The sequence below is a fragment of the Paenalicyclobacillus cellulosilyticus genome (assembly GCF_014647315.1).
Lineage (GTDB): Bacteria > Bacillota > Bacilli > Alicyclobacillales > Alicyclobacillaceae > Alicyclobacillus_J > Alicyclobacillus_J cellulosilyticus.
This window is the reverse complement of record NZ_BMOY01000016.1, coordinates 20108-33229: the sequence shown is the minus strand read 5'-3', so window position 1 is coordinate 33229 and position 13122 is coordinate 20108. Positions and strand designations below refer to the sequence as shown.

At 66.5% G+C, this 13122-nt stretch carries 12 protein-coding genes; 2 read left to right on the top strand and 10 right to left on the bottom strand.

All coding sequences use genetic code 11. The annotated features are described in order from the left end of the window. Positions 1–30: 30 nt before the first annotated feature. Complete coding sequence (locus IEX97_RS06545) at positions 31–795, bottom strand: TVP38/TMEM64 family protein (protein ID WP_188881875.1); 765 nt, start codon at positions 793–795, stop codon at positions 31–33. Positions 796–937: 142 nt separating this feature from the next. Here IEX97_RS06545 and IEX97_RS06540 point away from each other — a divergent pair, with 142 nt between their 5' ends. Beyond that, positions 938–1258, top strand: coding sequence for a thioredoxin family protein (locus IEX97_RS06540; protein ID WP_229776533.1), 321 nt, complete (start codon positions 938–940; stop codon positions 1256–1258). Between the two features lie 133 nt (positions 1259–1391). Here IEX97_RS06540 and IEX97_RS06535 read toward each other — a convergent pair whose 3' ends face one another. The 8 genes from IEX97_RS06535 to IEX97_RS06500 form a co-directional block, all read right to left on the bottom strand. Next, entirely contained in the window at positions 1392–2168 is a 777-nt protein-coding gene (locus IEX97_RS06535; RefSeq protein ID WP_188881874.1) for a metallophosphoesterase, read from the bottom strand. Positions 2169–2193: 25 nt separating this feature from the next. Continuing rightward, positions 2194–3885 (bottom strand): ABC1 kinase family protein, encoded by a 1692-nt coding sequence (locus IEX97_RS06530; RefSeq protein ID WP_188881900.1) that lies wholly within the window; start codon positions 3883–3885, stop codon positions 2194–2196. Positions 3886–3909: 24 nt separating this feature from the next. Then, positions 3910–4338, bottom strand: a complete 429-nt coding sequence (locus tag IEX97_RS06525) for a phasin family protein (RefSeq protein WP_188881873.1) — start codon at positions 4336–4338, stop codon at positions 3910–3912. Between the two features lie 59 nt (positions 4339–4397). Then, positions 4398–5162, bottom strand: coding sequence for a DeoR/GlpR family DNA-binding transcription regulator (locus IEX97_RS06520; RefSeq protein ID WP_188881899.1), 765 nt, complete (start codon positions 5160–5162; stop codon positions 4398–4400). 215 nt (positions 5163–5377) lie between these two features. Beyond that, positions 5378–6601 carry an L-rhamnose isomerase gene (gene rhaI / locus IEX97_RS06515; protein ID WP_188881872.1) on the bottom strand — a complete coding sequence of 408 codons (1224 nt, stop codon included), beginning with the start codon at positions 6599–6601 and terminating at the stop codon, positions 5378–5380. 43 nt (positions 6602–6644) lie between these two features. Beyond that, the gene (locus IEX97_RS06510; protein ID WP_188881871.1) at positions 6645–7013 is read right to left on the bottom strand and encodes a sensory rhodopsin transducer; all 369 of its coding nucleotides are present in this window, start codon (positions 7011–7013) and stop codon (positions 6645–6647) included. A 139-nt stretch (positions 7014–7152) separates the two neighbouring features. Beyond that, the gene (locus IEX97_RS06505) at positions 7153–9198 is read right to left on the bottom strand and encodes a bifunctional aldolase/short-chain dehydrogenase (protein WP_188881870.1); all 2046 of its coding nucleotides are present in this window, start codon (positions 9196–9198) and stop codon (positions 7153–7155) included. A gap of 4 nt (positions 9199–9202) precedes the next feature. Beyond that, entirely contained in the window at positions 9203–10747 is a 1545-nt protein-coding gene (locus tag IEX97_RS06500; protein WP_229776531.1) for a rhamnulokinase, read from the bottom strand. 256 nt (positions 10748–11003) lie between these two features. Between IEX97_RS06500 and IEX97_RS06495 the strand changes: the two genes are divergently transcribed. Continuing rightward, positions 11004–11996 (top strand): Gfo/Idh/MocA family protein, encoded by a 993-nt coding sequence (locus IEX97_RS06495; RefSeq protein ID WP_188881868.1) that lies wholly within the window; start codon positions 11004–11006, stop codon positions 11994–11996. Positions 11997–12188: 192 nt separating this feature from the next. Here the strand turns inward: IEX97_RS06495 and IEX97_RS06490 are convergent, their stop codons facing one another. Beyond that, positions 12189–13007: an RpnC/YadD family protein gene (locus IEX97_RS06490; protein WP_188881867.1), complete on the bottom strand. Its 819-nt coding sequence runs from the start codon at positions 13005–13007 to the stop codon at positions 12189–12191. Positions 13008–13122: the final 115 nt, after the last annotated feature.

The window sequence follows — 13122 nt, the reverse complement described above, 5'->3', positions numbered from 1 at the left end:
GGCTACAGTTTACTAGACTGGTGAGAATGATCAAGTTCCTCCGCCCGGCGGCACCCCTCTCCAACCGCTTCCCGGCCCGCGCCTGCCCGGCGGTCCGCCGCGAGGCCCTCCGGGCGGAGGCCCGCTCCGCTTTTCCACCTGCCGCCGAAACCACAAACTCAACCCTGCCGCTGCCGCCAACGCGATGGCCCCGAACACAATCCACACGGCCAAACGGGTCACCACGCCGAGATACACGAGGGCGGTGCCGATGTAGTACGGAATCATCGTGACGGCGGCCGTCCACAAGTACGGCCACAACCGCACCGGACGCATGACGCCGGCGATATAGTTCACCGCGAACCCCGGGACGGGCAGGAGCCGCGCCACCAGCAACCCGGCCGTCCCGCGGTCGCGCACCCACGATTCGACCTGTTCCATCCGCTCCTCCGAAATGAACCGTTGCAACACCGGGCGCCCGAGGTGGCGCGCAATGGGGAAGATGGCCGCCGTGCCGAGCAGCGAACCCAACCAGGCGTACAGTACGCCGAGCGCGACGCCGTACACCCGCATGTCGAGCATCAGCAAGAACTCGCTGGGCAGCGGTACCATGCAGACGACCGCCATCGCCAAGATGGCGAGCAACACGCCCCAGACGCCCCAGGAGCTCACCAGGCGCGACAGGTCGCCGTGCCGGTCCGCCCAAAAAAACGCGGCGATGCCGGCAAGACCGGCCAAGAACAACAGCCCGGACCACCAACCGCCCGCGCGCTGCAGCCAGCCGGAGGAAGTGCCTGACCGGCGGTTCCCTCTCATCCCGTCTCCTCCCGTTCTCCACCTTCCGCTCTCCCCGCCCGCGGTCCGCGAAGGCAACCGGTACCCGATTCGCAACGACCGCTGTTCATCCGTTATCATACCGTAGAATCCAGGTGGACAGCAGCGGGTGGGAGGGAGCCAAGTGTTGACAGACGTCACCCCGGCGCAGTTGAGATCCATCCTCGCGGGGAACCCGGACGTGTGGGTGTACCTGCACACCCCGCTGTGCGGCACGTGCCAGTTGGCGCGCCGCATGCTGCAACTTGCCTTGGCGGCGCTTGCGGCATCCGGCCGCGAGGTGACCGTCTACGCGTGCGACATCAACGGCCTCGCGGCCGAGGCGGCCGCCTGGCGGATCACCAGCGTGCCGTGCCTCGCCCGCTTCCGAGCCGGCGCCCCCGCCGCACGGATGTACGCGTTTTTGTCGGTGCCCGACGTGTACACGTTTCTCACCGCACCCTGATGGGGCGGAATGACGAGCCAGCGGTACTTCGGTCGTGCTGGATCGCGCGAGACGGACGCCGAGGTACGGCAAGCCGCCGGCACGACGAGATACAAGCACGTGCGTCCGTACAGCCCGCCGGCACGCACCGGCGTCACAGTTCCACCACGCTCACTTCGCTGCGCACGAACAGGCGGGCGTTGAGGCCCACTTGGCCGACACCCTTCGAAATATAGAGCCAACCTTCCGGCAGCCGGTGCAGCCCTTGGTAGATGCCGCGCCGCGGCAACGGTCCCATCGGGCGCAGCCAGAACAATCCGGGCAGGTTGAACTGCTTGCCGTGCAGGTGGCCGGCGAGGGCGAGATCGTACGGTTCGCGGACCAGCGCAAGCACGTTCGGATCGTGCGTGAGGAGGAGACGGCGCACCCCCGGCGGCACCCGGGCGAACGCGCGCGCCGGGTCCGCACGCCGCGTGCGGAAGTCGTCAATCCCAATCACCCAACAAACCCCGGCATCCTCCGCCTCGTTGAGAAGAACCCGGATGCCGCGGCGCGCCAGGTGGGCGGCCAATGCCCGCCGCTGACCCGCCTTGTCGTCGTGGTTGCCCAGGACGGCGTACACCCTGGCCTCTCCCCGGCACAGGGCGGAGAGATACCGGTCCAGCCGCCGGATGGCCCGCATCGAGTCGAGGAAATCGCCCGTCAGGCAGATGAAGTCCGGCCGCTCCGCATCCACCAGACGGGCGAGACGCTGCGGTGGGATCCGGTTTTTCTCCACGTGCAGGTCGCTCACGTGCAGCACCTTGATGCCCCAGCCCAACGGGAGCTTGACCCGCTCCACCTTCAACCATTGCGTGGGCAGAATGAACAGGACGTAGCTTGCGATCACGGCCGCGACGACAGACCCGGCGGCAGACCATTCCCACGCCATGTGAAACCTCCCCGGCATCCGCGGCCTAGAAGCGGCCGGAACGGAAGATGGACCACAACAGCCAGAGCATCATCAGCACCGCGATGGCCAAGCCCGCGCTGGTGACCGGTGAGGCGAGGAAGCGGCTGCCCGGCCGCGCCACCGAGGAGGCGATCATCAGACCGGACATGAAGATGCTGAACGCGAGCAGGATGACGCTGAACGACAAGCGGTTGGAGATGCGGTCGAGTTTCGCCATCAGCTCTTCCAGCTCGGGCAGGAGCAGCTGCACCCGGAGCCGGCCTTGGCCGAGCTGCTGCGAGAGCGCCTGCAGCTGCCGCGGCAGCTGAAACAACAGCTCCATCCAATCGGCCGCTTGATTCGCCGCCTTGCGCGCCACCCGCCGCGGGTTGACCTTCTCTTCCAGCAGCCGCCGGCCGAACGGCTCCGCCACGTCGAGAATGCGGAAGCCGGGGTCGAGATCGCGCACAACTCCTTCCAGCGCGAGCAGCGCCTTGCCGACAAGCGTCAGGTCCGCCGGGATCTGGATGCGGTGGCGATGGGCGACGGAGAACAAGTCGCGCACCGCCTCGCCAAGCGAGATGTCGCGCAGCGGCACATCGTAGTACTTCTCGCGCAGGCGGTCGATGTCGCGGCGCAGGCGGGTGAGCTGGACGTCGTCCGGCACCACGCCCATCCTGAGCAGGCCGCGGACGATGAGCGCGCTGTTGCGGCGCATCATTCCGATGATGAGGTCCGCCAGATGGTCTTTCATCTCCGGCGTCAGGTGGCCGACGACCCCGAAGTCGAGGAACAGGATACGATGGCCCGGGAGCGCCGCCAGGTTTCCCGGGTGGGGATCCGCGTGAAAAAAGCCGTGGACGAGCAGTTGGCGAAACACCGCCCGCGTCAACCGCTCGGCGAGCAGGCGCCGGTCGAGCCCCAGTTCCGCGAGCCCCGCCTTGTCGGTCAGCTTCGGCCCCGCCATGTATTCCATCACCAGGACCTGGCTGGTCGTATACTCCCAGAACACCCGCGGGATGACCACCGTCTCGTCGCGCCGGAACTGGGCGCGGATGCGCTCCGCGTTGCGGGCCTCGATGGTGTAGTCGAGCTCGTTCTGCAGCGCCGTCGCCAGTTCCTCGACCGCGGCCGCCAACTGATACTGGCGCGCCCAGGCGAAGTGGCGCTCGGCGCGGCGGGCGATGTCGAGCAGGATCTCCAGGTCAAGCGCGATGCTTGCCGCCACCCCGGGCCGCTGCACCTTCACCGCCACCGTTTCACCGCTGTGCAACACCGCCTGGTGCACCTGACCGATGGACGCCGCCGCGATGGGCTGTTCCGAGAATGATTGAAACACCTCGGCCATCGGCCGGCCGAGCTCCCGCTCGAGGATGGCCACGACGTCTTGGAACGGAAAGGGGGAGACTTGATCCTGGAGCTTTTCAAGTTCTTGGATGAGTTCGAGCGGCAGGAGGTCCGGCCGCAGGCTGGCCACCTGGCCGATTTTCACAAACGTGGGGCCGAGTTGCTCTGCCAGTTGGCGCAGCCGCTCAAACGTGTGGCGCGGCCCCGGCCCGCCGGGCTGCGGCGGGCTGCCGCGATGAAGCATGCGCTTGGGCAACGTGACGAGGCTTTGCAGGCCGACGCGATCGATGAACCAGCCAAAGCCGCTCCGCACGAGGACCTGCACGATTTCCCGGTACCGCCGCAAGTGGCGGACCCGTCTGGCCCACATCGCCTGCACCCTTTCTCTCCGGCCTCAGCCGGACGCGTCCGTCGCAGCCGCACCGGCGCCTGCCCTGCCCGCCTCCGGTGCACCGGCATCCGGGACCGGTTCCGCCTTTGGGCCTGGCCCAGCCTCCGGGCCTGGCGCCGCATCGGCGGTGAGGCCGAGCCGCGCTTCCAGTTGCGCGATGCGGGCTTCCAGGCGCTGCAACTCTTCCCGCGTCGGCACGCCGAGGCGGTCGAGCGCCTTTTGCACCTGCTCCTGGACCGCCCGCTGCAGATGCTGCTTCTCCTCTTCCCCCCGCTCGGCCAGCCGGTTGAGGAACTCCTTGGCCGCCGAGGCCGGCAACACCCCGTCGTCCACCCACTGCTTGACCGTCGATTCCAGGGCGCGCCGGCTCACGGAGATGACGCCGAACCCGACATCGACCGCTTTCTTCAAAAGATCTTCCACACCTGTCACCCCCGTTCCTCTCACCGTGCACAAAACCTTGCCCACCGCGGGGCGTTCATCGCGGGCGTTCACCCCGACGCCTGGATCACCTTCACCCCGCGCGCTTTCAGCTCGCGGCAGACCTCCGCGTCCGCCGCATCGTCCGTGATGATCGCCGTGACCCGGGCGAGATCGACCAGGTGGGTGAAGTCGCGCAGGCCGAACTTGCTGTGATCCGCGAGGATGTACACCTCGTCCGCGATCTCGATCATTTTACGCTTGACCAATGCCTGCAATTCGTTGCCTTCGGTGACGCCGTGCTCCGGGTGCACCGCCTTGCACGACAAAAACGCCTTGTTCACGTGGTAGTATTCGAGGAACCGTTCCGCCATCGGGCCGACGAACGACAGCGACCGGGGCCGGAGGATGCCGCCGATGAGGATGACCTCTACCCGCTCGCGGCCCGCCAGCTCAATCGCGACGCGGGCGGAGTTGGTGAGCACCGTCAGCGGCACGTCCGGCAGGATGGTGGCCAGGTACCATGCGGTGCTGCTCGCGTCGAGGATGATGCGGTCGCCCGGCTGGACGAGCTTCTGCGCCTCCTTCGCGATCTTGCGCTTCTCCTGCACCTGCGTGCCTTCGCGCTCGAGATAGGAGATCTCCGGCGCCTCGTCGTAGATGCGGACCGCACCGCCGTGGCTGCGCCGAATCTTGCCTTCCGCCTCCAGCTTGTCGAGGTCGCGCCGGATGGTCTCCTCCGTCACCTCGAAGATCTGGCTCAGCTCCGACACGCGCATGCTGCCGCGCTGGTTGATGAGTTCGACCATTTTTTGATGGCGTTCTGCCGGCAACACCTTCATGGCTCCTCCCCGCCGGGCTCTCCGGCTGTCCGATGGCGTGGTGTCGTTCGTCCGCAAGGCCGATGGTCTTGTTCGCAAGTGTCTGTGATCCATTATAAATTTCTTCCGTTTGCAGCCACAAGCGGCGCCGGGCGGGCCGGACGGCCGGGCGCACGCGCATCCGGGCGCGCCATCGGGGGCGTGCGCCCGCGAAGCGGGGGCGGCGCGGCTCACCAGCTGGCGCCGCCGACCCCGCGCGCCAGGATCTTTTCCGCGTACCCGCTCTGCTTGTACGCCTGCATCGGATCGGCAGGCAACCCGCGCGCCTCCCGCCAGGCGATGAGCAGCGGGGTCACGTCCGTTTCGAACGCCCGCCGCACCGCCTCCTCGGCGCCGAGGACGTCGTTGCGCTGCTGGAAGTCCTTCACCTCCTCCAGATTGATGAGCAACGCCTTCGCGTACTGCGTCTGGACGTTCTGTACCGAGCGGATCATCGCCGGGATCTTCGGCTCGATGCAGTGGCTCTGGTCAATCATGTACGCGATGTGCTCCGCGCATGCGCGCACGGCGGGATCGTCCGCGGCCATGGCCGCGACGATTTGGTAGAAGATGAGGAACAGCTCGTACGGGTTGTGCGCGCCGACGATCAGGTCGTCGTCCGCGTACTTGCGGCTGTTGAAGTGGAAGCCGCCGAGTTTGCCCTCATCGAGCAGGACGGCGACGATGTGCTCCACGTTCGTCCCCTGGGCGTGGTGGCCGGTGTCCACCAGCACCTGCGCCTTGGGGCCAAGCTTGATGGCGGCGGTGTACGCCATGCCCCAGTCGGCGAGATCGGTGTGGTAGAACGCGGGCTCGAAGAACTTGTACTCGATGAGCATGCGCATGTCCGGCCCCAGCGCCTGGTACAGCTCGGCGAGCGCCTCGTGCAGCCAGCGCCGGCGCTGCCGGAAGTCGCCCTGCCCCGGGTAGTTGGTGCCGTCCGCGAACCAGAGGCTGAGCACGTTCGATCCGACCTCTTTCGCGATGGCCGCGCACTCGAGGAGGTGGTCGACGGCCTTGCGGCGGATGCGCGCATCCACGTTCGTGACACTGCCGAACTTGTAGTCGTCGTCCTGGAACAGGTTCGGGTTGACCGCCCCGATGCGCAGCCCGAGCCCCTCCGCATGCGCTTTCAGTTTGGCGTAGTCGTCCACCTTGTCCCAGGGGATGTGGATGGCCACCGATGGGCAGATCCCGGTCAGCCGGTGCACCACCGCCGCGTCTTCGAGCTTTTCGAACGGATTGCGCGGCACCCCCGCCTGGCGGAACACCTTGAACCGCGTGCCGGAGTCCCCGTAGCCCCAGGAGGGCGTCTCAATCTGCAGCGCCGAGAGCTTCTGCATGACCTGCTCCAGGTCGATGCCCCGTTCCCGCTGCCGGGCTTCAAACAGCGCATACGCGCGATCGGTCGTCATGGTGGGTTCATCTCCTTTTCAGGTGCTCGCCTCGCCCCGGGCGTCATGCCTCCGCCGGGTAGGCCATGGTGGTGAACAAGGCGAGGGCAGGCTGGGACGTATCCATGCGGCTGTGCTGCACCACCACCGGTACGTCGCTCTCGACCACGATGGCGTACGGCACGCCGCGCGGCAACCCGCGGCCTGCGTCGTCTCGCAGTTGATCCAGCCGTATGTGGCGGGTGCGCCGTGCACCGCAAGGGACCACGAAGCCGCTCATGGGTTCGCGGTCTTCAAAATAGAATGTGAGGCGGATGGCCGCGTCCTCGTCGTGGACGTTGAGGACGCACACCGCCTCATGGCTGACAAGCTCCCCCGTGCTCCGCTCCGGCAAGTACCCGTCCGGGATGAGCCACTTCCGATGGCCAATCACACCGGCTCCCTCCTCCCCATCCGTGTCGCTGGGCCGCGTCTGCGCGACGGCCGCCGCCCAGCAGCGCGCTCAGGCCCTCGGGCCGTTGCAGGCCCACCGAGGCGAACCGCGCGGCCCCGTCGGCGTCCGCACGGTCGCCCTACCGCGTGAACGCCGCCGGGACCCCGCCGTCCACCGTGATCATGCAGCCGGTCGTCTTGGCGCTGCGGGCGCTGGCCAAGAACAAAACCGCCTCCGCCACGTCGTCCGGGAACACGTTCACCTTGAGCAGCGTCCGGTCCCGGTAGTACGCTTCGAGTTCATCCACCCGGATGCCGTACGCCCGCGCGCGCTCCTCGCGCCACGACGAGTTCCAGATGTTCGACCCCTGCAACACCGCGTCGGGGAGGACGGAGTTGACGCGGATGCCGAGGGGTCCGCCTTCCACCGCCAGGCAGCGCGCCAGGTGCGCCTCCATCGCCTTCGCCGCGCTGTAGGCCGCCGCGTCCTTGCCGGCGTACACCGCGTTTTTCGACGTGACGAAGATGATGTTCCCACCGATGCCCTGCTTCTGGAAAATGCGGAACGCCTCGCGCGAGACGAGGAAGTACCCCGTACCGAGCACCGATACGTTGCGGTTCCACTCGGCGAGGCTCGTCTCCGTGACCGGTGCCGACCCGGCCAGCCCCGCGTTGGAGACGAGGATATCCACCCCGCCGTAATACAGCACCGCCTCCTCGTACGCCCGCGCCACCGCCGCCTCGTCGGTCACGTCGACCGACACCGCGATCGCGCTGCCCTCCCCGTGCCGCTCGTTCAGCTCGCCCGCCAGCTTCTCCGCCGCCGGCACCGCGAGGTCCGCGATCACCACGTGCGCGCTCTCGGCCGCCATCCGCCGCGCGATGGCCGATCCGATGCCCCCCGCGCCCCCGGTGATGAACGCCACCTGGCGCGCCAGCTCGCGCTCGGGCGGCGCCAGCGTGAGCTTGTACAGCTCGAGCGGCCAGTACTCGACGTCGAACGACTCTTTGGCATCGAGCGAAACAAACTCGCCGAGCGCCGTCGCCCCGCGCATCACCGCCACCGCGCGGTGGTACAGGGAGACGCAAATGTCCGCCATCTTTTTCGACTTGCCGGTGCCGATGACCCCGAGCCCCGGGATGAGGATGATGCGCGGGTAGGGATCGTGCATCTGTTCGTCGCCGGTGCGGTTCTCCTCAAAGTAGCGGATGTACGCTTCTTTGTACGCGGCCAGCCCGTCGCGCAGCTTCCGCTCCAAGTCCGCCAGGTCCATCGATGCCGGGTCCCAGTCGACGAAGAGCGGCACCCGCTTCGTGTGCACCAGGTGGTCCGGGCAGGCGGCGCCGACCTGGGAGAGGTCTTTGGCCGCCTGGCTGTTCACAAATTGCAAGAAGTCCTCGCTGTCGTCCCAGGTGAGGATGACCCGCTGCTGCTCGGAGACCACGCCGCGGATGACCGGCAGGATGGAGACGGCCACCTTCCGCCGCACGTCCTGCGGCAATGCCTTGTGCCGCGGGCCGCCGAACAGCCGTGCCGGATTGACCCTGGCCTCGATGTAATCGCGCGCTTCTTGGATGACGCGCAGGGTGTTCCGGTAGCACGCCTCCGACGTCTCGCCCCAGGTGATGAGCCCGTGCTTTTCCATCAGGACGAGCTCGCACTGCGGGTTCGCCGCGACGGCGAGCGCGATCTCCTTCGACAGCCTGAACCCCGGCCGGCGATACGGCACCCAGACCATCCGGTCGCCGAAGATCTCCCGCGCCAGCCGCTCGCCGCCTTGCGTGCAGCAGAGCGCCACGATGCTGTCCGGATGGGTGTGATCGACATGCTTGAAAGGAAGAAACGCGTGCAGGAGCGTCTCGATGGACGAGCGCGGATGGCGGGCGTCGAGCATGCAATGCGCCAGGTAGGCGACCATCTCCTCGTCCGTCATGTCGTCCCGTTCGAGGAGCGGCCGGATGTCGTCCATGCGCAGGGCGGTGAAGCTCCTCTCCGTCGCCTCCGCCAAATCCGATCCGCTGCCTTTCACCCAGAGCACCTCAACCATCCGCCCGCGGAAGTCGTGTTCCACCGTCTTCACCGACGTGTTCCCGCCGCCCCAGTTGCAGACCGAACGGTCCGCGCCGAGCCGCCGGGACCGGTCCACGAGTTCGGCCAAGGCGGCTTCTGTGGTCATCGTCGTCATGTTGTCATTCCCCTTTCGCTGTGTCGCTGCCCGCCGCGTCACGTGCGTCGGGCCGGACTGCCGCGCTGCCCGCCGTCAACCGGCAGAACCGCTCGTACGCCGCGTCCCACGCCGCGGTGGACGTGGGCCAGTACACCGCCACCGGGAAGGAGCGGCGGACGAGTTCGCGCATCTCGGCGCTGCCGCGCACCTCGCCCAGCGCCGCCAACTGGACGAGGGCGTTGCCGACGGCGCTCGCCTCCACCGGCCCGGCGTACACCGGACGTCCGGTGGCATCGGCGGTCCATTGACAGAGCAGCCGGTTTTGCGATCCGCCCCCCACGATGTGCAGAGCGGCGACACGCTGGCCGAGGATCTGTTCCAGTTGCGCGAGCACCAGACGGTACTTGAGCGCCAGGCTCTCGAGGATGGCCCGCACCATCGCCCCGGGGTCGTCCGGCGGCGGCTCCCCGGCCGCCCGGCACAGGTCGCGGATGCGCGCCGGGATGTCGCCCGGAAAGAGCAGGCGCGGGTCGTCCGGATCGAACAACGCCGCAAACGGCGGCGCCGACTCGGCCCGCGCCAACAGTTCGGCCAGCGCGTGCGGCAGGCCCGCCTGCGCGAACGTCCGCTGCGTTTCCTGCAGGAGCCACAGGCCCATGATGTTCTTCAGCAACCGGTAGTTGCCGACGCCGCCCTCGTTCGTGAAGTTGAACCGCTGCGCCCGCATGCTGAGGACGGGTGCGGCCACCGTCGTCCCGAGCAGGGACCAGGTGCCGCTGCTGATGAACGCGTACGGCTCGGCCGCCACCGGCACCGCCACCACAGCGGACGCCGTATCGTGGGACGCCACCCGTACCACCAACACCCGGCTGCACATCCCGTCCGCCCGCAGCTCCGGGTCGGCGGCAGGCGGGCCGATGACCTGCCCCGGCGGCGCCACAGGCGGCAACAGCCGGCGCGGGATGCCGGCGGCCTGCAGGAGCTCCTCGTCCCAGTCGCGCGTGCCGGGATGGAGCAGTTGCGTCGTCGTGGCGTTGGTGAACTCGGCCGCCACCTCGCCGGTGAGGAAGTAGTCGAGGAGGTCCGGGATGAGGAGGAGCCGGTCGGCCGCCTCCAAAAGGGCCGGATTCTCTTCCCGCGCCGCCACCAGTTGGTAGATGGTGTTGATGGGCATGAGCTGAATTCCGGTGCGCGCGAAGATGTACGCGCCGCCGAGCGCATCCACCACGCGCGGAAACACCGCCTGCGTCCGCGCATCCCGGTAGTGGCGCGGCAGGTCCAACAGGTAGCCGCGGACATCGAGGAGGCCGAAGTCCACCGCCCAGGTGTCGATCCCGGCGCTCGTGAGCTCGCCGCCTTGCTCCTTCACCTGTGCGCCCGCCCGCAACAATCCCGAACGAATCTCACCAAAAATCCGGTAGATGTCCCAGTATAAACGTCCAAACACCGATACCGGTTCATTGGGAAACCGGTGCACTTCCTGCACCGTCATGCGCGATCCGTCGTACGACACGAGGAACGCCTTGCCGCTGGACGCGCCGACGTCCACCGCCACCACGTGCTTCACCCGCGCCACTTCCCCAACATCTCAACGTGTGTTCTTTTCTGTTTATGTCTGTTGATGAGCTTATTATCCGGCAACCTATGCGTGTTGTCAACGAAGGAAACCCGCATCCGCGCCGCATGGCACCGCACTGCATCGCATGACCGGGTGAACCGCCGTTCCTCCTCACGCCTTTTCTTTTGTTGTTACCCCTTCTCTTTGTGCCGAATCTTCCGTATCATCGGCAGTGGGAGGTTGCCCAAAGAGAGGAGCAGCGAGCATGAACCAGGTCCGTTTTCTGATCATCGGGGCCGGCGGCATGGGCCGCGCCCACATCCGCAACCTGGTGCAGGTCCCGGAAGCGGTCATCGTTGGCCTTGTCGATCCGTCAGCCGCCGCGATAGAAGCGGTTCGGCAACAATTCCCGCAACTCAAAGAGGTACCTTCGTTTGCTTCGCTGGCGGACGCCCTGGCCCGGGTCCAGGCGGACGCGGCGGTCATCGTCACGCCGCACAGCCAGCACTTCGAGCAGGGCATGATGTGCCTGGACGCCGGATTGCACGTTCTGATGGAGAAACCGTTCGTGGCCGGGAGTGAAAACGCTCGCACCATCATCGAGCGCGCGCGCCAACTGGGCCGCCACCTGGCGGTGGCCTACCAGCGCCACGTGCAGGGGCCGTATCTGTATCTGCGCCACCTCATCCAATCGGGCGCACTCGGCGACATCCAGTTCATCACCGCGTACCAGGCCCAGGCGTGGCAAAAAGGCACCGCCGGCACTTGGCGCCAGGACCCGGCGCTCTCGTGCGGCGGCCAGCTCAACGACTCCGGCAGCCACCTGCTCGACGTGGTGCTGTGGATGACCGGGGCCGCGCCGAAGAGCGTGATGGCCCGCATCGACCACCGCGGGGCCCCAGTGGACATTGATTCTGCACTCACTGTGACGCTGGATAACGGCGCCATCGCCACGTTCAACATCGTCGGCAGCGCCAGCATCGAGTGGTGGGAGGACGTCTCGGTGCACGGCACGAAGGGCACCGCGCTCTACCGCAACGGGCGGCTCTTCGTCGCCCGCGAAGGCGAGCGCCATCCGCAGCCGGTGCCGGAGACGGAGTTCCCGCCTTCGAGCGATCCCGACCGCAACTTTGTCGACCTCATCCTCGGCCGCGTGTCTGCGCCCGCCGCGCCTGCGGAGTGCGGTCTTGCCGTGGCCCGCCTGACGGAAGCGGCCTGGGAGAGCGCGGAAACGGGACAGGTGGTGTGGTTGCCGTAGTAGCGGGAGCTGCGGGTACAGTTGGAAGCGGGAGACCCATCGGCTGACCACGCGCATGGCAAGGACATGTGTGACAAGGATGTGCAGCGGGCGTGGAGCGGGAGGCAGCTTCCCGTCCGCGCTCCGCCCGTACGCGAAAGACTGCGGGGAACATCGCAGGGGCTGTCGGATGGCGTCGCGGCGAACCCATCCTCAATTCAGGAGTTTGCGGATCTCCTCGATGGGAAGATTCGTCAACGCGGCCACCTTGTCAGGCGCCATCCCTTCCTTCAACAGGTTCTTGGCCACCTCCAGCCGGCCTTGTTGGAGACCTTGTTGGAGACCTTGTTGGAGACCCTTTTGCTCACCCATTTCGAAGATCTCTTCGGCCATCTTGCTCATGCGCATCAACTCCTTTTCAAGCCGTTGGCGTTCATCACGGGTCAATGCGCGGCCCGTTAGCCCAAGTATGGCCGCGCTGACGAAATCCCGTTCCTCGCCTGGAAGTTGTTCTATCAATGATACAACGGTTTGGAAAGCTTCTTCACGGGTTCTGCAGGTGCGTTTCATGCACAGAGTCAACGCAAGACGTGTTCGGTCTTCGGGCGTCCACATGCCTGCGCGCAAGTGCCGCATGGCCGTATCCAGCGCGTCATCGCCGTCCATCTTCGCCAGATAAACGTTTTCCACCTGGTATTGGATGCTCCCGGCGTTGATTCGGTCAGACACTGAACGTACGGAAGTGTACATAACCACTGTACGAATGGGTACCCGATAGCGCCGGAACAGCATTGCATCGTATTCAATAAAACGATGCAAGTCGTCTGGACGATAAGATGTCTGAAATTCCAAATGCAGCAACTGTCCTGTGGCTGTGCGCCAAAGCATATCCACCTCTCGTGATTCGACGTTCGGCAAATCAGTTGGTAAGGAAGCCGCGAGACGGACGTCCGACAGGCCCATCACGGCCAATCCGCCGGTGGACCAGCTCTGAGCTAGTTTGCGTAGAATGATGTCTTTGGCTTGATGCATGGAAGCACCTCACGCCCCAATTATATTGGGGGAAGGTGTCCGCCGTCGATGACGTTTGGTCTCAACTTCTTTTCTCAAAGGTAGGTTCGGAAAATCATTTCTAGTGCGCAAAACC